This is a genomic window from Chryseobacterium takakiae, assembly GCF_900129385.1.
In the GTDB taxonomy this organism is placed as follows: Bacteria; Bacteroidota; Bacteroidia; order Flavobacteriales; family Weeksellaceae; genus Chryseobacterium; species Chryseobacterium takakiae.
Genome location: NZ_FQVO01000018.1, coordinates 17,335 through 37,983 on the forward strand (window position 1 = coordinate 17,335; position 20,649 = coordinate 37,983).

The following is a 20,649-nucleotide window of genomic DNA, read 5'->3' on the forward strand; positions in this document are numbered from 1 at the left end:
GCTTATGCTATTATACTGCTGTCAATTACCTGATTGTTCCAGGCAATATGTTTTATGTTTTTATTTGTGTCAAAAAAGAAATCTATCCTTCCTAAAAGAAGTCCTGCCCAGCCAACCTGATTAACCAGAACGTTTTTGCCTTGTCTATTGACAAAAGTCTGAGGTTCCGGAAGGAAAGTATGCGTATGGCCCCCTAAAATAAGGTCTATATTTTCGGTTTTAGCAGCCAGGATTTTGTCACTTATCTTATCCGGATCCTCTTTATAATCATAACCGATGTGTGAAAGGCAGATTACCAGATCACATTTCTGTTCATTCTTAAGGAAGTTAGCGTAATGTTGTGCTACATCTACAGGATCAGAATAAATGGTTTCACCATACTGCTTCTTGCCGACAAGTCCGTCCAGCTGAATTCCGACACCGAAAATTCCCACTTTGATCCCGTTTTTATTAAAAATCTTATACGGAGAAGTTTTTCCATCCAGCACTGTATTTTTAAAATCATAATTGGAACAGATAAAAGGGAACTTGGCATTAGGCAAAACCTTTAAAAATCCGTCCAGACCATTATCAAAATCATGATTCCCCATCGTGGAAGCATCATATTTCATCATGGACATTAACCTGAATTCCAGCTCGCCGCCGAAAAAATTGAAGTAAGGAGTCCCCTGGAATATATCTCCTGAATCCAAAAGCAATATATTGGATTCCTGATTCCTGATCTGTTGAATCAGGCTTGCCCGTCTTGCAAAGCCTCCCTGGTTAGGATTTTTGATATAGCTTGAATCAAAAGGTTCAATTCTGCTGTGCTGGTCGTTGGTATGAAGAATAGTAAGCTTATTTGTTGATTTCATATCAACAAAATTCAGTTCTTCCGCCATCATCATATTGGGGGCTAAAGCCATTGCCAAAGTCCCGCCGCCTATTGCTTTTAAAAAACTTTTTCTGTTCATTGCTTCTTACCGATAAAATTTAAACGAATATCTGAATTGGGATTTACCTCAGGGGTTTTCTTAAAATAATCAATAAAAAGATCTCTGAGTTTGATTCCCGTAGGAATCATTTCCCCCTTTGAGAAAAATTTCATGTTATCACCGCCCAACGCCAGATAATCTGAAGTGGCAATATAATATTCCTGATCCGGGTTTACCGTTTTTCCATTGATTAAAGACTTGGTAAGCTGCCCGTTATTGGTTTCAATGTACAGATGGGAAACCGGATTATTGACCTGTGTTTTTGCATAATAATCAAAAAGCCCGTGTAAATCCGATCCTTTCATTTTTACAATAATCACTTCATTTTCAAAAGGCATTACTTCAAATACACTTTTGAGCAGAATGTCGCCTTTTCCGATGCTTGTACGGATTCCTCCGATATTAATCAGGGCGGCATCTATATCTTTATTAAGATTTTTTTTCGCCCATTCTTCTGCCCCGCCGAAAGTATAGTCTGCTAAAAGATTTCCCAGATTGCTGTTATCTCCCTGTTTGTTAAGATCTACTGCAGTATAAGAGATTTTCTGGTTCATCTCTTTATCCAGTTTTTGTTTATAGGGTTCAATCACTTTTACAAACTCCTCATCATTTTTTAGCTCATTATTAATAGAAATATTCTTCCGGGTCTCCACATTCGCTACCTGTAACGGAGAGGCCGTTTTGCAGGAGGAGAGCGCAGCCAGAGCAATTCCTAGTAACAAGGATTTATTTTTCATATGCAGCAATTTAATTTTTTAAAAGATCTTTATGCAATCATAGCAATTATAGTGTTTTTCTAAACAATTTTAAGCTAGCGATTTCATAATATCTTTTAGTATATGCAAATATAATTATATGTATTTATAATACTATGAATCAAATAAAAAAACCGCAGAAATTTTCTGCGGTTTAAGTTCACTTTATTTTCTTTTTTTAAAAATTCTATATAAAAAATATATTATTACGACTACGAGGATTAATATAACGACTTGCCATGTAATTAATCCCATTCCTGGATTTATTTCTTTTGTTTCCATTATTATAAATTTATTAAATCAATAAAACATTCCATAATTAATAAGTTGGAATTTCTTTATGGATTTCATCAAGAATATTAGGGATTTTATTCCAATTTACTTTTTCTTTTTTTGAAAGACTATCCAGTTCTTTACTATTATAGAATTTTATACAATGATTAAATACTTGTCTTTTTTGATAAATTCCTTTTAGGTCTTCGGGATATTGATTGATAGAATTAATTGAATCATATCTTATTTTCTCTACCTCATCATCGATTATTGGGTTTAATGATTTATCGAAAATTGCTATGCCTAATGGATTATAGAATGAACGGTCTTTTTCCGAAAATAATGATTCAATTTTTTTATCCTCATAACCCTTTAAAACACAAAGGCAAAAAGCTCTGTTTTTATATTCATTTTCCCAGTTATTAAAATTCCAGCTCTTCCTTTCTTCCTTCAGATCTGTAGATACTGAACAGGATGATAAAATGAATAACGCTAGTATATATTTAATTTTAAAAAGAATATTTCTCATTTTTCTTAAGCTACTATTACAACTTTAATTAATAATCACTTTTTAAAAACTGTTTTCTCTTTTCCATTATGATATTCTGAAATTAAAACAATATTAAACAGACCGTTCTTTGTTTGTTTATAGACAGATTTAACAGAGTCAGGTTCACTCTCATAGTTTTTGGTATATTTTATAAAAGTATTTACAATTTCTCTTTTGCTTTTTTTTATTTCAATCTTTCCACCGCCCGTCACTTCTCGGTCACTAAATTTTAAAAGAGGATTAGGAGGCAGGTTTTCATCAACTATTGGAGCCATTCGGGATTTTAAAAAAGTTCGATAAGTTAAAAAAGAACCTATAATTCTTTCTTTTCCATTCAGGCGTATACAATAATTAATTCCATATTCATCAATTTCATAATTATAAAAACCTTTTAAGTAGATTTCATAACTATACTTTCCTATTTTAGTTGTATTAGGATAAATTTCTTGTGCGAAAATATTTGAAAAAGTAAGAATGATTATTAAAGATAATATTGATTTCATTATATATTATGGTTTAAATTCCCAAATTCTAATTGATTTAATTCCTCCTGGAACACCATATGCATTTGCTCCTCCAGGAATATGTCCATTTTGAATCAAGTCTACATGCCCAGTGTAGTTAGCTTGACTAGCATCATTATTCACAATAACATATATACCTGTTTTTCCTTTTAAAAAAGCAGCTACCTTATTTGGATTGTTCGCATCTGCCCCTTCTAATTTATGTGTTGGATTTCCAAAAATTTTTTGCATGGCATCACCTGCTGTAACCGCTCTAATATAATAGTATCGGGGTTGTCCATTTATATCTGCGCCTCTCAAACTTAAACTATTTTGTGGAATCAATATTCCTAGTGCGTTCAATGCAAAAGACCATCTTACGGTGCAAGCATTTCTATAAATACCATTATCTCCACCCTTAGAAATATACAAACTTTTCAAAGGATCCCCAACTAATTCGTAAACATCTTTTGCCGGCATTTGTTTAAAATAGCCAGCATATCCAGGATAAGGTAATTTTGGAAAAACACTTACGAATTGAGAATATGTAGGCATCTGTTTTGGTTGGTACTGTATTGTATTTTGTATATCATCTAAATTATCAATATACTCTCCATCTTGTCCTTCCGATTTTGTTATAAACCAATTCTGAAACTGCTCCCAAGTCGTATCTGGATTTTGCATTAGAAAATCTATTGCCCAGTTGGTAAAATTAATATTGTTACTGTTGTCGCCAGTAGAGTAATTATTAAGATAATTTTCTATTAAATTATGATAAATGCCTGCATTTCCACTCGCCCATTGTCGGTATAATGCTCCCGGAATTTGCTCCCAAAACAGACGTGCTCTCAGTCCTCTTACATTTCCTTATCTGTAGAAGGCGGTATATTAGGATCAAAAACATACCCGCTCGGGTCGGTAAGATATGCAGCAGAGCCACCCTCTGTAATAGGGTCTACAGGAGGTGGCGGGCTGGAAGGATTTCCGTTATTCTGACCGCCAAAACCACCGGAGTTATCTCCGCCACCACTTCCTACACAAACTGTCAATGTTTCCAGGCAGCTCTCACATTTATCGCATGCATCCCAACTGGAACCGTTTTTACAGTGCCATACACTCACGCTGTAAGAAGCCAGGCAGTCTTCATAATTTGAAGTTTTGGCAACCGCATTTTTGTGAGAGTGCTTTTGGGCAACGGAAGCCACTTCGGAGTCGTAAAGAACGTAAGGAGTATTCCCTATTATCCTTATAATAGAATAATGAAGCGTGCCGTCATTTCTCTTGCGGTACACAATATTATAAACATCCTGGGGATTACCAAACAAAGAATAGATCCTGAATGAATAGGTAGAAATATCTGCGTTGGCTTTAATACGGTTGATATTTTCTGTATCAATGAGGAATCCCGAAAGCAGATCGTCATTTTGATTATTTTTTTGCGCGGCGCTTAGCGGAGAAATCACCTCTCCAACTTTTTGAATCTGTGTTTCTTTTTGGAAAGCAGAAAAGGAAATGACATCCCTTTTTCTATTTGCAGAGGATTCGTTTAAAGCCTCCTGTTCATTTCGGCAGGAGAATAGAATAAAAAACACTGCCATAAAAGACAGCCACGAAATCTTTTTTTTCATTTTGGTTTTTTTTAAAGTTGTGAAATTACAATTTTTTTTAATACTTCTATACAGGGAAAACCCCATGTTTTTGTTCGTCGTTGTACGGTTTATTTTTTATCCCGATCGGTTATCTGTTTTCATCGTTTATATTTTTTATTAAAATTCTTTTTCGCAAAATACATTTGCAGTACGGCAGAAGCTACCGTAATACTTTTAATTATGCCTTTAACAAAGATTCTGGAGAGAATAAATAGAAAGGCACGGAGCAAAAGCCGATCTGACAAAGAGGTACTGCGAAGAACCCAAAGACCAAGAAAGACTTCGCCCGTGCCAATATAGGTACACGGGCGTAAGTCTATCAAAGTTTGGTCTTTTAAGAAGATTCGCAGTTTTCTTTGTTCCAAATTGATAGCTTACGCTTGTTTCGTTAAAATTATGGGTGCTAATATAAAAAATATTTTTATATTAAATCATTAAATCTTAATTGCTTATTCCTTACTTTCATTTTCGTCCGCAGGCTTTTTTACTTAAAGAGTTTACTTTTATTGCGCTGTTCTTTAGATTATTAATACTGTGTTGTATTTTGCCTTAGTATTTACATGATACAGCTTGTTGTATAGAAAATTTTTTACATTTTACTGTGATTTGAAACTGCTGTTCAGTATTTTTTATCCAGTAATCAATGTTGTTGCTTAACTGTTGTAGATTTTTATTTTACTGTAGTATATTTTTATTTCAGTATTGAAGATTCAGAAGCATTATTTAAGATAAAAAAATAGCAAATAAATAAGAATTCTTCTTGTAAATCATTAAATTTGAAAAAAATTATTCTAACAGATGAGCATTTTAAAAGGAGTAGGTGTTGCATTGGTGACACCCTTTAATGAAGATTTATCCGTAGATTTTGATAGCCTTACCAAACTGGTGGATTATAATATCGAAAACGGGACCAATTATTTAGTTGTTTTGGGAACTACAGCAGAGGCTGCAACGCTTTCTGCAGAAGAGAAGAAACAGGTAGTTGAGCATATCATTAAGGTTACTAATAAACGTGTTCCATTGGTACTTGGAATTGGTGGAAACAATACTCTCGAAGTTAAGAAACAGATTGAAGAAACGGATCTTTCAGCATTTGAAGCCGTACTTTCTGTATCTCCTTACTATAATAAACCAAATCAGGAAGGACTTTATCAGCATTATAAAATGCTGGCTTCCACCGGGAAAAATATTATTATTTATAATGTTCCGTCAAGAACCGGACAAAATATTGAAGCGGAAACCACGTTGCGTCTGGCAAAGGAATTTCCGAATCTATTGATGATAAAAGAAGCAGCACCGAATATTCTCCAGTATTTTGATATTTTAAGAAAAAAGCCTGAAGGTTTTAATCTTGTTTCCGGAGATGATGAATTTACGCTGCCTGTTACCCTGGCGGGAGGTAACGGAGTGATTTCTGTAATCGGGCAGGCTTATCCTAAAGAATTTTCTACAATGGTGCAGCTGGCATTTGACAGGAAAGTGGATGAAGCTTATGAAATCCACAATAAGCTTGTAGAAATTACCAGGCTCATCTTTGCTGAAGGAAATCCTTGCGGGATTAAAGTTGTTCTTGCCGAAAAAGGAATTATTAAAAATCATCTCAGACTTCCTCTTGTAGCGGCTTCGGAAGGACTTTACGCGAAAATTAAAGCTGAAATGGCAAATATTTAAGAAAGTTTGTGAGAAGTGAGAAGTGAGATGTGAGAGGTAAGATGTGAGTAGTGAGAAGTGGATAATACTTTTTGATATGCTGTTTCTTCAAAAATACTAATAATAAATATGGGTGAAAGGTTATAGCTTTTCACCCTTTTTTGATGAATTTAGAAAAGTAATCATTTTTATTTCAATATCTTTTACATTAATATTTATAACAATTAAAATGAAATTTATAGAAGCTAACGAGAAAGATATTCCGCTGATTCAGAACCTTGCTGAAAGATCCTGGAAAACTGCTTATGCAGAAATACTTTCCCCGGAACAGATAGACTATATGCTCGGAACAATGTATTCCCGAAATGGAATCACACAGCAAATGCAAAATGCTGATTATCATTATTATCTGATATTCGATGAAATTAATAATTCATTTGAAGGATTTATCGGATTTGAACATGGTTTTCAGGAATATACCACAAAGCTTCACAGGATCTATCTTGTTCCTGAAAGTAAGGGTAAAGGAATCGGCAGAACTGCCATTGATTTTTTGAAGGAAAAAGTAGTCTCTGCAGCCGACAGGAAAATAATCCTGAATGTTAACAAAAATAATGCGGCAAAGAAATTCTATGAATCTCAGGGATTTAAGGTATCTAATGAAGTGGTTGTAAATATCGGTGACGGATTTTTAATGGATGATTATGAAATGGAACTTTATGTCACCTATAATTGACTTAAAATTATATAAAAATTGAATGTAATTCTATAAAATGTGATGTATTTTTTTGTTCCATCTTTGTAAAAGAACCAAGTTACTTATTAATAAATATTCATTTGCCTGGTCTCAAGCATAATTGCTTGATCAGTATATTTTTTTTCATCCTTAGTGTTTAAATTCCTGTGTTTGTCAATACAGGAATTTTTTTATATGGAACTCTTAACAGTATTTTGATTATATCACCTATAATTGATATAAAATTATTATATTTACCACTAACGATTAAATACATATAATAAGGATGAAAATGTATGTAAAATTTGATTTCAATACACTCTGCATGAAGGTACTGGAAGAAAAACTGAAAGATCAGGGATTGAAATACAGGCTTCTCAATTTTGGAGAAGTAGAATTATACGGGACCCTTACACAGGAACAGAGCAAAGTTTTCAGAGAAAATCTGGAAGATTATGGTATTGAAATTATCGAAAGCCAGAAGACTGCACTGGTTCAAAAAATAAAAGATGCCATAGCAGAGTTTGTAGGCTCCAATGAGGCCGTTCCGGTGAAAGCTTCCATTTATATTGCGGAAAAACTGAATCATAGCTATGGATATCTGTCAAACGTATTTTCTGATACAACCAATATTTCAATAGAGAACTTTATTATTATTCAGAAAATTGAATATGCTAAAGAACTCATCATCGGCAAAAGATATAACCTTACGGAAATCGCCCAACTATTGAATTATTCCAGTGTTGCTCATTTGAGTACTCAGTTTAAAAATCTCACGGGAATTACTCCATCGCATTTTCAGAAAATTATTGCGATGAGAAGGAAAACTCAGCGTCACGACAGCTATTATTCCAAAGCAATATGAAAAAAGAGTATCTTAATGTTATACTGGCAGATGACAACGAAGGAAATCTTATTCTTTTTAAAAATATATTGCAGGAATTTAAAGTTCAGGTTAAAGTAAAAACATTCTGCAACGGGAAAGACCTGATGACTTATCTAAATGAAAACATTGTAGTACCTGAAGTAGTTTTTTTGAATTATTATTTACCCTTGAAAAATTCTATGGAGTGCCTCAGTGAAATTAAATCTGATCAGAAATTTGATCCTATGACCATCATAGTATTTAATGAAGATTTATCTTATGAACAAGAAGAAGAGGCTTTTGTAACCGGTGCCAATGTTATAATGAAAACACCTGATAATTATAGAGATATGAAAAAAAGTATAACCGATATTATCTCCATAACATGGCAATATCATACTTCAGGATTGAATAAAAATAATTTTATCATGAAAGTGTGAAAAAAACTTAAGAATTATTTTGGAATTAAAATTAAAGTTCTATATTTGTATCTCAAGATTCACACAAAGGTGATAATATCAGAGCGGAAATTCTGCTTTATTGTATGGAAGAAATAACAGTCTTATGGAGAAAAATCATTTTAATAATGAACTAAATTATATAATCACAATGTAGTTAAACAAAATGAATTATAGTAATTTCCAACTATAAAGCGCAGAAGATCTTTAAAACAAAACGGTACAATCATGAAAACTCGAAAGGTAAAGAATAGTTGTTTAACTATTTTTTATCAAGCCTAGTTAGTTTTTATAAATAAGCAGGTTGGGAAGATAATTCATTTTGTTTTTACTTTATTATCAATAGAACATCACATCACACCACACATATTCACACCACATCACAAAATATTATGATGATGAAGTAATTTCTTCAAATAACAGTTTTATAAGGGGAGCCGCGTAAGGATTTATTTCTTTTCGCGGTTTTTTTATGATATTTTACTCCACTTGTTTTTGCCCTTATACTGCCGTAAATAATAATTTTTCAGGATCTGATGATCAGGATTTATCAATAAAGGATCCTTTGTAAGGATTTTTTCAACCGTACTTTTAGTAATTTTAATGATGGCCGAATCATTAATCAGGTCAAGCCTTTTAAAATCTACCACGCCGCTTTGTTGTGTACCAAGGATGTCACCCGGACCCCGAAGCTGCATATCGACTTCGGAAATCTTAAATCCGTCGTTGGTTTCTACCATGGTTTTAATACGCGTTCTGCTGTCGCTGGATAATTTATCTGAAGTCATCAGGATACAATAGCTCTGTTCTGCACCACGTCCGACCCGTCCACGCAACTGATGAAGCTGGGAAAGACCGAAGCGCTCCGCACTTTCAATCACCATTACCGAGGCGTTTGGTACATTTACGCCCACTTCAATTACCGTAGTTGCCACCATAATTTCCGCTTTTCCGGAAGCAAAATAGCCCATTGCAGCATCTTTTTCTTCCGGCCGCATTTGCCCGTGAAGCATGGTTACATTATATTTCGGGAAATTATCCATTACATTTTCCAGTCCGGTCATCAGGTTTTTGTAATCCAAAGTCTCGGATTCTTCAATCAGAGGATATACAAAATACACCTGCCGTCCTTTCTGGATCTCTTCACGACAGAAATTGTAGACATACGCCCGGTCTTTTTCACGTCTGTGAGCAGTGATAATCGGTTTTCTTCCTACAGGCATTTCATCAATTACAGAAACATCAAGATCAGAATAAAAACTCATGGCCAGCGTTCTCGGAATAGGAGTTGCGGTCATTACAAGAATATGAGGCGGGATTTTATTTTTAGCCCATAATTTTGCCCTCTGTGCAACCCCGAATCTGTGCTGTTCATCAATAATAGCAAGTCCAAGATTTTTAAACTTTACTTTATCTTCCAATACAGCATGGGTTCCTACCAGAATGGAAAGTTCGCCGTTTTCGAGTTCTTCATGGATGATTTTACGATCTGATTTTTTGATAGATCCGGTTAAAAGTTTCACATTCACTTCCGTATTTTCCAAAAGCTCTTTAATACCGTTGTAATGCTGCTGGGCAAGGATTTCGGTGGGAGCCATGATGCAGCTCTGGAAACCATTGTCCTTCGCAATAAGCATCGTTAATAAAGCAACCATTGTTTTTCCTGAACCTACATCTCCCTGCAGGAGCCTGTTCATCTGGATCGGGCGCTTCATATCCTGCCGGATCTCTTTCAATACTCTTTTTTGGGCACCTGTTAAGTCAAAAGGAAGATGATGCTGGTAAAAATTATTAAAATAATCACCCACAATCGGGAAAGGATTTCCTGCAGTATGACTTTTATGATGAATTTTTTTCAATCCATAACCCAGCTGAAAAAAGAAAGATTCTTCAAATCTCAGGCGGTAATCAGCTTTCTTAAAATGTTCAGCATCTTTGGGGAAATGGATGTTGAGGTATGTATGCTGTCTGGACAGGAATTTAAAAGCTTTCATCAGATAATCCGGAAAATTTTCCTGGATAAGATTTGGAATTTCCATACAGATAGTCCTTAATACATTTTGGAAAAATTTTTGGTTCAGTCCTCTTTTAGTTAATTTTTCAGAGCTTGGATAAATGGGTTTCAGACGATTGTCAGCTTCTTTTTTTTCATCAATTTCTATTTCCGGATGTGGCATCGAAAACTGGCTGTTGAATACATTGATTTTCCCGAAAATATAGATTTCCTTATTGATGGGAAGCTGTTCTTTCATCCATTTTGAATACTGAAACCATACCAGATCCATGGCTCCCGTATCGTCATTGAATTTTGCAGAAAGCCTTTTGGTTTTTCCGGTTTGTATTTCCTGAACACTTGTAATTTTCCCTTTCAGCTGAACCTCTGTTGATACCTCATGAAGCTGCGCAACTTTATGGATTTTGCTTTTATCCAGATACCGGAGCGGAAAAAAATTCAGGAAATCTTCCACGGTGGAAATCCCCAGCACATTCCTGATGAGTTTCGCTTTTTCCGGACCGACTCCTTTTACATATTCTATGGAAGTTTCTAATGTCATTAAGAGGTCACGAATTTCGGGAAAAATTAGAAATTAAAAAAGACTTTCAAAGCTGAAAGTCTTTTATTTATTATTCTTTTATTTTGGATTTAAATTTTGTCTGATAATCTTCCCATTGTTGTCTGGAACGGATCTTTTTAAATAAATCCCTGGAAATAAATTCAAGATAAGGCTCCAGTTCTTTTGCAGATAATTCTCCCTGAAGAATAGTAATAGGGCCTCCTTTCTCATCCAGAAATACCGTACTCGGGACAGCGCCCACATTCATGTATTGTGTAAACTCGTGCAGTGAATTTTTTCCTTTTTTATGTTCCGTATTTGGGTTTGAAAACTTTCTTCCAAAAATTTGGATGGTGCTTTTTTCTTCGGCGTTAAATTTTACGGCGTAATAATTTTCATTTATAATGTCCACAATAATGGGATTTCCATACGTTTTTTTATCCATGATTTTACACGGGCCACACCAGTCTGCATAAAAGTCAATCAGGATTTTTTTCGGATTTTCTTTCTGAGCTTTCAGTGCTTCTTCAATAGTCATCCATTTTACCTGTGCAAAATTTAATGTTAAAACGAAAAAACAAATTATGCTTATAATTCTCTTCATGATTTGATATTTATGTAAAAATAAGCATAAAACGTATGCCTTATCGTACCTCCTGCATTAATTTCTTAACAAAAGGTGAAATCAAAATTAATACAACTCCGGCAATTACAGCATATAATCCCAATTGTTTATATCCATCGGTATAAGTGATCAAAGCATCATAATTGGTAGAGCCTTCTTTTGCCGTTGCGAGTCCGGCACCGATAATTCCTGCCACATATTGTCCGTATGCTGAAGCCAGAAACCACATTCCCATCATCATCCCCTGAAGATTTTTGGTTGAAAGTTTCGTCATAATGGATAATCCGATAGGAGAGAGGCATAACTCACCCAAGGTAATAACCAGCAATGCTATGGTAAAGAAATTCAATGAAGTGATTCCCTGAAGATTGGCGAAAAACCGTGTTGCAAATAAAATATAATATCCCAATCCTAAGAAAATAAATCCTAGCCCGAATTTGATAATGGTATTCGGCTCAATTTTTCTTTTGTTTAACCAGATCCATAATAATCCTATCAATGGAGCCAGGAAAATAATAAAAAAGGCACCCCCGGAATTATTAACACCATTTGGATCAAGCCCCAATAAATCATTATTTAAATTTTTAGCAGCAAAAATACTTAGTGAACCTCCGCTTTGCTCATAAATTCCCCAGAATAAAATGGAAAATAAAATGAAGACTAGTGCCGCCAAGAGTTTGTTTCGTTCGGCAGGGGTTACTTTGGTCATTTCGTAAAACAGGTAAATCAAAGTCAGCGGTCCTACGGTCCACATGAAATAATCCGTATACTCGGTTTTTGCGACCATGATCATGATAATTGGTACAAAAATCAACGATAAAACATAAACGCCGTATTCCTGCCATTTCGGAATGGGTGCAGATTTGACTTCATTCAACGGATGTCCCGGCTGCAGACCGATTGTTCCTAATCTTTTTTGAGTAAAAATGAAATTAATTAAACTGACTACCATTACGATGGCTGCCAAACCGAATGCAACATTCCATCTCATTCCTTCCGGGATTACTTTCGCCAGAATTTCCCCTTTTCCGATGGTAATACAAATATAACCTCCAAGCAAAGCTCCGAGATTAATTCCTGCATAAAAAAGTGAAAATCCTGCATCAGCTCTTGAATCATTGGGTTTGTAAAGCTGTCCCACCATTGATGAAATATTCGGTTTGAAAAACCCTGTTCCTACAACGGTAAAGGCAATGCCTAAAAAGAAAAATTTGTGAGGATCAGCAGCCAGAATGATGCTTCCTACAATCATTAAAATCCCGCCCCAGAAGAGTGATTTCCTGAAACCTAAAATTTTATCGGCAAATAAACCTCCGATAAAGGTAAAAGCATATACAAATGCCTGCGTTGCGGCATACTGAAGATTAGCTTCTTTTTCATGGAGATTAAGTTGGGAAATCATAAAGAAAACAAGCATTCCGCGCATTCCGTAGAAGCAGAAACGTTCCCACATTTCGGAGAAGAAGAGGCTCCAGATTTGTCTGGGATATTTTCCTTTGAAATTTTGTATTTCGTCTAAAGTTAAACTCATAATGATATGATTAAGTTTTAAATAAGGGTTTCGTTATGATCATTCTGATCCAGTTCAAAACGGATTCTGTCCTGATCAATAATTTGTTTTAATTCTTCTTCTTTTGGAAGGTATAAAAGATATTTGCTGGCAAAAAGATTATTTTTGTCGTTAAGAACAGAATATTTTACAATCGTTTGATCTTTTTCAGAACACAGTAAAATTCCGATGGTTGGGTTGTCTCCTTCGCCACGTTTCAAGTCGTCGTACATTCTTACATACATATCGATTTGTCCGATATCCTGATGGGAAAGTTCACCGGTTTTTAAATCAATGATGACGAAACATTTTAAAATGTAATTATAGAAAACAAGATCAATATAAAAATCTGAAGTTTCGGTGGAAATGTGTTGTTGTCTTGCTACGAAGGCAAAGCCTTTTCCGAATTCCAATAAAAACTTTTGAATATGATCAATAATAGCTGTTTCAATATCTTTCTCAGAAATTTTCTCATCGGTTTTGAGTCCCAGAAACTCAAATATGTAGGGATCTTTTAAAACACTGTGAATGGTTTCGTCTGTAGTTTTTGTATGCTTTAAAACTCTTTCGTAGGCTAAGGAGTTGATTTGTCGTTTTAAATCTCTGTAATTCCAGTTATTTTGAATGGATTCATTAATATAATAATTGATTTTATCAAAATTATTAAGTCTTATTAATAATCTGTAGTGTGTCCAGCTCAATTCGTGACGCAATGCGTCACATATTGGAAATGAATGGTAGAAAGTTCTCATATTTCTAAGATTGCTTTCGTCAAAACCTTTTCCAAATTCTAACGTTAGTTTTTTGGAAAGATTTTTCAGCGTATATTTCCCATACTCGGCACGTTCTTTTCCTTTCTGCTCATCTTCGACGATCTGCCAATAAGTAAGTAATAACGTAGAATTAGCCATACGAAATACCTTTTCGCGCGACTGTATAATAATCTCTTTTACCGACTGAAATAAAGAATCTTCAGAAATTTCCATCACACGAAAATAAAAAAAACCTCCGACTTAGCAGAGGTTTCATTTATTTTATTTGATGCAGATTAGTTTACTCCATGCATCATTTTCTTTAAGATTGGTGAAATTAAAGCTAAGATTACTGCTGCAATACCGCAAAGAACTACGAATACCATGAAGAATTCAAATAAGTTGTGGATTTCAAATCCTGCAAAAGTAGGATTCTGTAAAGGCAACTGAGCTTTTTCAAACGCTGCAGCCTGCTCAGCTGTTAAGGTTACTTTTTTATCCAAAACATCCTGAAGATTTACCCCAATTTCCTGTGCTTTGGAAAACTTGTCTCCTGTAGCAGGAATTAGTGCTCCTAACGAGCCCGCCAAAGCATAACCCGCAGCATTGGAAATAAAGAAAACACCATACAGCAACGAAGCAAATCTTTTTGGAGCCAGTTTACCTACTAAAGATAATCCGATTGGAGAAAGACAAAGCTCACCACACGTCTGGATGAAGTATAAAAGCATGAGCCATTTTATCGCTAACAATCCTGAGTTTCCAAGATCTTTAACATTATAAGCGATGATAAAATAGCTTAATGCAATTAAGGCAAGACCCATGGCCTGCTTCATTGGAGAAACCGGTTCCTTGCCATTCGCTCTTAGTTTATCCCAGATTAAGCTGAAAGGAACTGCAAGCATTACCACGAAAATTCCGTTGAAAATCTGTACCATTGAAGGCGGCATATTCCATCCGAAGATATTTCTGTCTGTCTGGTTATCTGCGATAAACGTTAATGAAGAACCTGCCTGCTCAAAAGCAGCCCAGAAGAAAATAATAAAGAAAGATACGATATAAATAACCCAGATTCTCTGTCTTTCTACTTTATTTTCAGCAGAAGTCATGATTAAAAATGCTAAGGAAATACCTGCCGCGTAAATGAAAGGATAAATAATTCCTTTGATTAATTGTCCCATTTCTACCGCTTTGAAGCCAACTTCTCCTACTAATACATATCTGAATAGAAAGAATAAAATAATAAATATTGCTCCTGTTATTCCTAGAGCAAGACCTGAGAATTTAGCAGTCTGCGTTTCACCTTCTTCAAAATCTGCACTGGTGTTATGTTTTGGTAATCCTCCGATTGGTCTTCCTTCCGGAGTTACTACATATTTGTTTTTAAGAATAAAAAAGGTTACCGTACCAATCACCATTGCGATGGAAGCGGCCAGGAATCCCCATTTGAATGCAAAAATATCTCTTACTCCTGTAGTCGCGTCTTTTACATCTCCTAAATAAGGACAGATAAACTGACCTAAAAACGCCCCGATATTAATTCCCATATAGAAAATCGTAAAAGCGGAATCTAGTTTGGATTTCTCCTGTTTCGGGTAAAGACTTCCCACCATTGAGGAAATGTTCGGTTTAAAGAATCCGTTTCCGAAAATAATGATGAAAAGGGCAAGCCACATAAACATTTTTGCGCTGTCAATGCTTCCTGAGAAAGTAGAGGCACTGATGAACAGTAAAAACTGTCCGATGGCCATTAATGATCCACCGATAAGGATCGCATTTCTGTTTCCGATATATTTATCTGCAATGAAACCTCCCAAAAGCGGAGTAAGGTAACATAAAGCTAAAAATCCACCATAGATGATTGCTGCATCAGCTTCTTTTATTAATAAGGAATTTACCATGAAGAGCGTTAACAATGCTCTCATTCCATAAAAGTTGAAACGCTCCCACATTTCTGTTCCGAATAGAACCCACAAACCTTTCGGATGTCTGGATCCTTTATTCTCTACAAATTCATCCTGTTTCGGACTTAATGCTTCAGTATTATCCATTTTTATTGTTAATTTTTGTTAAGACTGACAAATATAGTTTTTTTTGGGTTTTCGGCAAGGTTTTAATTTTATAATTCAATAAAAAAGCTGCAGAGTAACTCTACAGCTTTGTTTTTATTATTGTTGAATGCAATTAATGTCCTTTTTCCTTCATGATTTTGTTTAATCTTTTTAACATAGATAATCCTAAAAGAGTAGCAAAAATCAGCAAAGCAAAATTTACGAGGAAATAATTCATTTTGTTATCATAATTGTACCAAGTACTTGCTAAAATCCCGGAAAGCTTGTTCCCTACGGAATTTGCCAGGAAGAAACCTCCCATCATTAATGCGGTAATTCTTGCCGGGGATAGTTTGGAAACAAAAGATAATCCCATCGGCGAAAGGCAAAGCTCACCAACGGTAATCACTCCATATCCTGCCACGAGCCACCACGGTGAAACCTTCACGGCACCATTGTCGCCGGCCCAAACCGCAAGAACCATGACCAGACATGATAATGCTGAAATGAATAATCCCAAAACAATTTTTGTTGGAGTTAACGGCTCTTTTCCGCGTTTTCTTAAAAATGCCCAGAATGCAACGACAACGGGGGTTAAGGCAATTACCCAAAACGGATTGATGGATTGGAATAATTCGGTGTTATATAAATAGGTTTTGGCTTCAGGATTTTTTTCTAACGCAGCTCTTTTTTCAGGAGAAATATTTTTAAAATACACATCTTTTCCCTGTACTTTAATAGCTTTTCCGTCTTTGTCTTTCTGCGACTGAAACTGATCATCATACACAGGAACTTCCTTGTCTTCATAACTCTTCCCTTCAACCATATAAATGCCTTCCAATGGCTTTTCCATAGCGGCAGGAACGCTTCTGTCAGTGTAATAATTGGCCCATCTTGTTAAAGCCGTTCCGTTTTGCTTAAATACCGCCCAGAAAAACATACTGATCATGAAAACAGAAAGCAGCGCTCCAATGGAAGATTTTTCCTCCGGCTTTGCTTTAAAATAAAGAGAAGCATAAAAATAAATTACCGGTACACAGGCAAAGATAAAGGCGTCTGTACTGTCACTTCCGAAAATATTTCCGGGGATGATCCAGCCGATTACTCCGGCAATAATCGCAGGAACAAAAACTTTTAGCAAAATTTCAGAAAGTTTGGTATCCCCTTCCTGAACAGGTTTCATCTGAGCTGCATGAATATAATGTTTCCTGCCGATGGTAAAAATAACCAATCCGATAAGCATCCCGACTCCAGCCGTGATAAAAGCTTCACCCCATCCGAATTTATTCCGCATGAATGCTGCGATAATATTGCAGATAAATGCCCCGATGTTGATTCCCATATAAAAAATATTATAACCGGAATCTTTGTTGGCCTTATAAGGTTCTTCGGAATATAAATTTCCAAGCAATGTTGAAATGGTAGGCTTGAAGAATCCGTTTCCGATGATGATTAACGCTAATGAAGAATAAAAAAGAGTAAGATCTTTAAAAACACCCATACCGATGTATCCGGCAGCCATTAAAATTCCTCCGAGATAAATCGATTTGATATATCCCAGAACCCGGTCCGCAAGAAATCCTCCGATGAAAGGAGTTAAGTAGGTCAACGCAATATAGGTCCCGAAAATATCGTCTGCAGTTTTGTCGGGAAGTCCGAGACCGCCTTTAGCGCCGGTTGGTTCAATCACATACAGTACAAAAATTCCGAGGATCAGATAATACCCGAAACGCTCCCACATTTCCGTAAAGAAGAGGAAAGGCAATCCCTTAGGATGTTTAGTCTTCATAGTTGATAAATTTCAAATTTCACAAATATAGAATTTTAAAAATAATAATGGGATTTTATTAACTTTGGATAAAATAAGATGAAAAATGCAAATCACATTAAAAGATTTAGAAAACAATATCAGAACACTTCCGGAGAATTTTTATGAGGAAGTAAATGATTTTATTGATTTTTTGAAGCATAAACATTTTAAAGAAAAACAAAATGAAGTTCCAGAATGGCAACAAGAGGAGGTAAAAAAAAGGATTAATTATTCTCAAAATAATCCTCAAAGTTTTGTTTCCGAATCTGAAATGGATGATTACTTAAGAAGTTTAGAAGATGGCGATTAAATTAATTTATAACCGTTTTGTTAAAGATGATCTTAAGAAATCAATAAGTGGTATAAAGAAATAAATAAAGAATTGTGGAATAGTTTTACTAAGGAATTCCGTCTGAAAATCAATCTCATTAAAGAAAATCCTTTATCGTTTGAATTGAAATATAATAATATCAGAATCGTTTTTCTAAAGAAATTTCCCTATGGAATTCATTATTTATATAACGCAGAAGAAACATAATTGAAATATATTCCGTATTCCATACTTATAGAGATCCTGAAAAATGGCAAGAAAGAAAATAAAATCCGAATCTTACATCGAAGATTCGGATTTTTTTATGTTTAAATTTTATCTGAATTACAAATTCTCCAATATAAAATCAGTCATTTTCTGGTACAGCTGAGGTCTTGTCTGTCCACCATAAATTCCGTGGTTTTTGTCCGGATAAGCCATAAAATCAAATTGCTTTTTATTCTGAATCAACGCTTCAGAAAATTCCATCGAATTTTGGAAATGTACGTTATCATCTGCCGTTCCGTGGATTAATAAGAACTTTCCTTTCAGTAAATTCGCATATTCGGTAGGGGAGTTTTTATCATATCCATCAGGGTTTTCCTGCGGTGTTCTGAGAAACCTTTCTGTGTAAACGGAATCATAAAATCTCCAGTTGGTAACCGGCGCAACCGCAATTCCCATTTTGAAAACATCCGCACCTTTGGTCATCGCCAAGCTCGTCATATAACCACCGAAGCTCCATCCAAACATCCCGATCCTCGATTTGTCAATATATGATTGATTGCCGAACCATTTTGCCGCTGCAATCTGATCTTCAATCTCATATTTTCCTAAATTCAGGTAGGTCACTTTCTTGAATTTAGCACCTTTATAGCCCGTTCCGCGTCCGTCTACACATGCAACAACATAACCTTTCTGCGCCAGCATTTCAAACCAAAGTGCGTTACCGTTATCCCATGAATTGGCAACCTGCTGAGATCCCGGCCCGGAATACTGGAACATGAACAACGGATATTTTTTATTTTTATCAAAGTTTTTAGGCTTGATAATCCAGGCATTCATCTGGTCTCCGGCTTCGTTGGGAATTGTGAAAAATTCTTTTTCAACAAATTGATCTGCTTTTAATTTCTGAAGCTGGGCATCGTTATTCTGAAGCTCTTTTATTATTTTTCCGTTTCCATCCTTTAGAACAAAAGTATAAGGTCTTGAAGCGGTAGAAGATGTCTCGATGAAATAATTGTAGTTTTTACTGAAGCTTGCAGAATTATTACCTTCCGTATTGGAGATCAGCTGAGATTTTCCGTTTTCGATATTTACTTTGGAAACCACTTTGTTGATGCTTCCTTTCTCCGTAGTCTGAACGTAAATTTCTTTTGATTTGGGGTTGTAGCCATAATAATCGGTTACTTCCCAGTTCCCTTTGGTAACCTGTTTTTTGAGCTTTCCGTCTTTGTCATACCAGTACAGATGGCGGTTGCCGTCTCTTTCGGAGCCCCAAAGGAAAGAATCATCTTCTAAAAATTCCAATGTCGGACTGTCGGTGTCAATCCATTTTTCATCTGTTTCAGTGAATAATTTCTGTATGGTTCCGGTTTTGGTATTTACTTTCAGAACATCAGAAGCATTTTGAATTCTTTCAGAAGTGATCAAAACGATTTCATCTGGTTTTGCCGTCTGAATAACGTTAGGAATAAAATAATTTTTAAACGAGCTTAAATTTAAAGAAGTTGTTTTTCCATTGTCTAAGCGATACAATTGCGCCGAAACTTTAGAGTTTTTTTCTCCCGCTTTCGGATATTTATAACGCATTTCAGATGGGTAAAGCGTTTTACCGTAAATCGGAATATAAATTTCAGGAACTTCGCTTTCATCTGATTTTACAAAAACAATCGCGTCTGAATTTTTCGTCCATTCATATTGTCTGGCATGCCCGAATTCCTCTTCATACACCCAATCTGCAAGTCCGTTGATGATTGAATTTTTCTTGCCATCTGTTGTAATCTGCGTAATTTTTCCCGAATTTAAATCCTGATAAAATAAATTGTTATCAGCAATAAACGCAACTTTGGTAGCGTCCGGTGAAAATCTCGGCTCCTGAACAAATTTTCCATCATATAAAGCGGTTAATTTTCCGGATTTTAAATCTTTAACCTCAAATTTTCCAAGAAAAGAATGTCTGTAAATAGGTTCACTTTCTTTAAGTAAAAGAATTTTAGATTCGTCATCAGAAAATTCATAGCTTTCAAACTGCCCGTCAACAATATTTCCTTCTTTCTGAGAAGTTTTATACGAATATTTTGCTATTCCTCCCTGTTCGATCACCAAGTAGTTTTCGCCATTTTTCATGGACGTGATTCCGGCAATGCCTTTTCCGCGGTAATATCCTGAATAAATTTTGTCTAAAGTGATTTCCTGCGCTGTCAGGCTTTGAAATGCAGCAGCGATGGTAAGTGTTAATATGAATCTTTTCATTTTTTATTTTAAAGCTTTCAAATATAACAATTTTATGAATGTCAGAAAAAGCATTTGAAAATAGGCTTTTGGCAAAAAAATTGAATGGTTAAAGTATAATCAATATCAT

The 20,649-nt window shown here is 35.2% G+C and carries 18 protein-coding genes; 5 read left to right on the plus strand and 13 right to left on the minus strand.

Translation table 11 applies throughout. From position 1 onward, the window contains the following. Positions 1 to 2 precede the first annotated feature (2 nt). The 6 genes from BUA76_RS17410 to BUA76_RS17435 form a co-directional block, all read right to left on the minus strand. Positions 3 to 953 carry a bifunctional metallophosphatase/5'-nucleotidase gene (locus BUA76_RS17410; protein ID WP_072886060.1) on the minus strand — a complete coding sequence of 317 codons (951 nt, stop codon included), beginning with the start codon at positions 951 to 953 and terminating at the stop codon, positions 3 to 5. Beyond that, positions 950 to 1,711: a 5'-nucleotidase C-terminal domain-containing protein gene (locus BUA76_RS17415; RefSeq protein WP_072886061.1), complete on the minus strand. Its 762-nt coding sequence runs from the start codon at positions 1,709 to 1,711 to the stop codon at positions 950 to 952. The genes BUA76_RS17410 and BUA76_RS17415 overlap by 4 nt, the downstream gene beginning before the upstream one ends. A 337-nt stretch (positions 1,712 to 2,048) precedes the next feature. Next, entirely contained in the window at positions 2,049 to 2,531 is a 483-nt protein-coding gene (locus tag BUA76_RS17420; protein ID WP_072886062.1) for a hypothetical protein, read from the minus strand. Positions 2,532 to 2,566: 35 nt separating this feature from the next. After that, complete coding sequence (locus tag BUA76_RS17425; RefSeq protein ID WP_072886063.1) at positions 2,567 to 3,055, minus strand: hypothetical protein; 489 nt, start codon at positions 3,053 to 3,055, stop codon at positions 2,567 to 2,569. Between the two features lie 6 nt (positions 3,056 to 3,061). Then, positions 3,062 to 3,739: a T6SS effector amidase Tae4 family protein gene (locus BUA76_RS17430; RefSeq protein ID WP_072886065.1), complete on the minus strand. Its 678-nt coding sequence runs from the start codon at positions 3,737 to 3,739 to the stop codon at positions 3,062 to 3,064. 173 nt (positions 3,740 to 3,912) lie between these two features. Then, a complete protein-coding gene (locus tag BUA76_RS17435; protein ID WP_072886066.1) occupies positions 3,913 to 4,683 on the minus strand; it encodes a hypothetical protein in 771 nt (256 codons plus the stop codon). Positions 4,684 to 5,502: 819 nt separating this feature from the next. Between BUA76_RS17435 and dapA the strand changes: the two genes are divergently transcribed. The 4 genes from dapA (at position 5,503) to BUA76_RS17455 (ending at position 8,395) form a co-directional block, all read left to right on the plus strand. Beyond that, positions 5,503 to 6,375, plus strand: coding sequence for a 4-hydroxy-tetrahydrodipicolinate synthase (gene dapA / locus BUA76_RS17440; protein WP_072886067.1), 873 nt, complete (start codon positions 5,503 to 5,505; stop codon positions 6,373 to 6,375). A 208-nt stretch (positions 6,376 to 6,583) separates the two neighbouring features. Further along, on the plus strand, positions 6,584 to 7,090 hold the full coding sequence (locus BUA76_RS17445) for a GNAT family N-acetyltransferase (protein ID WP_072886068.1): 507 nt from the start codon (positions 6,584 to 6,586) through the stop codon (positions 7,088 to 7,090). Positions 7,091 to 7,376: 286 nt separating this feature from the next. Continuing rightward, positions 7,377 to 7,955, plus strand: a complete 579-nt coding sequence (locus tag BUA76_RS17450; RefSeq protein ID WP_072886069.1) for a helix-turn-helix domain-containing protein — start codon at positions 7,377 to 7,379, stop codon at positions 7,953 to 7,955. After that, positions 7,952 to 8,395, plus strand: coding sequence for a response regulator (locus tag BUA76_RS17455; protein WP_072886070.1), 444 nt, complete (start codon positions 7,952 to 7,954; stop codon positions 8,393 to 8,395). The genes BUA76_RS17450 and BUA76_RS17455 overlap by 4 nt, the downstream gene beginning before the upstream one ends. A 488-nt stretch (positions 8,396 to 8,883) precedes the next feature. Here BUA76_RS17455 and recG read toward each other — a convergent pair whose 3' ends face one another. The 6 genes from recG to BUA76_RS17485 all read right to left on the minus strand — a co-directional run bounded on the left by recG (position 8,884) and on the right by BUA76_RS17485 (position 17,734). Further along, positions 8,884 to 10,968 carry an ATP-dependent DNA helicase RecG gene (gene recG, locus BUA76_RS17460; protein WP_072886071.1) on the minus strand — a complete coding sequence of 695 codons (2,085 nt, stop codon included), beginning with the start codon at positions 10,966 to 10,968 and terminating at the stop codon, positions 8,884 to 8,886. A gap of 70 nt (positions 10,969 to 11,038) precedes the next feature. Further along, positions 11,039 to 11,572, minus strand: coding sequence for a thioredoxin family protein (locus BUA76_RS17465; RefSeq protein ID WP_072886072.1), 534 nt, complete (start codon positions 11,570 to 11,572; stop codon positions 11,039 to 11,041). Between the two features lie 40 nt (positions 11,573 to 11,612). Then, entirely contained in the window at positions 11,613 to 13,124 is a 1,512-nt protein-coding gene (locus BUA76_RS17470; RefSeq protein WP_072886073.1) for a peptide MFS transporter, read from the minus strand. A gap of 17 nt (positions 13,125 to 13,141) precedes the next feature. Then, on the minus strand, positions 13,142 to 14,128 hold the full coding sequence (locus tag BUA76_RS17475; protein ID WP_072886074.1) for a PDDEXK nuclease domain-containing protein: 987 nt from the start codon (positions 14,126 to 14,128) through the stop codon (positions 13,142 to 13,144). Positions 14,129 to 14,190: 62 nt separating this feature from the next. Further along, positions 14,191 to 15,945 (minus strand): peptide MFS transporter, encoded by a 1,755-nt coding sequence (locus BUA76_RS17480; protein ID WP_072886075.1) that lies wholly within the window; start codon positions 15,943 to 15,945, stop codon positions 14,191 to 14,193. 133 nt (positions 15,946 to 16,078) lie between these two features. Continuing rightward, positions 16,079 to 17,734, minus strand: coding sequence for a peptide MFS transporter (locus tag BUA76_RS17485; RefSeq protein ID WP_072886076.1), 1,656 nt, complete (start codon positions 17,732 to 17,734; stop codon positions 16,079 to 16,081). Positions 17,735 to 17,819: 85 nt separating this feature from the next. Between BUA76_RS17485 and BUA76_RS17490 the strand changes: the two genes are divergently transcribed. Beyond that, positions 17,820 to 18,065 (plus strand): DUF2281 domain-containing protein, encoded by a 246-nt coding sequence (locus BUA76_RS17490; RefSeq protein ID WP_072886077.1) that lies wholly within the window; start codon positions 17,820 to 17,822, stop codon positions 18,063 to 18,065. Positions 18,066 to 18,410: 345 nt separating this feature from the next. Here BUA76_RS17490 and BUA76_RS17500 read toward each other — a convergent pair whose 3' ends face one another. Beyond that, positions 18,411 to 20,540, minus strand: coding sequence for a S9 family peptidase (locus BUA76_RS17500; protein WP_072886078.1), 2,130 nt, complete (start codon positions 20,538 to 20,540; stop codon positions 18,411 to 18,413). Positions 20,541 to 20,649: the final 109 nt, after the last annotated feature.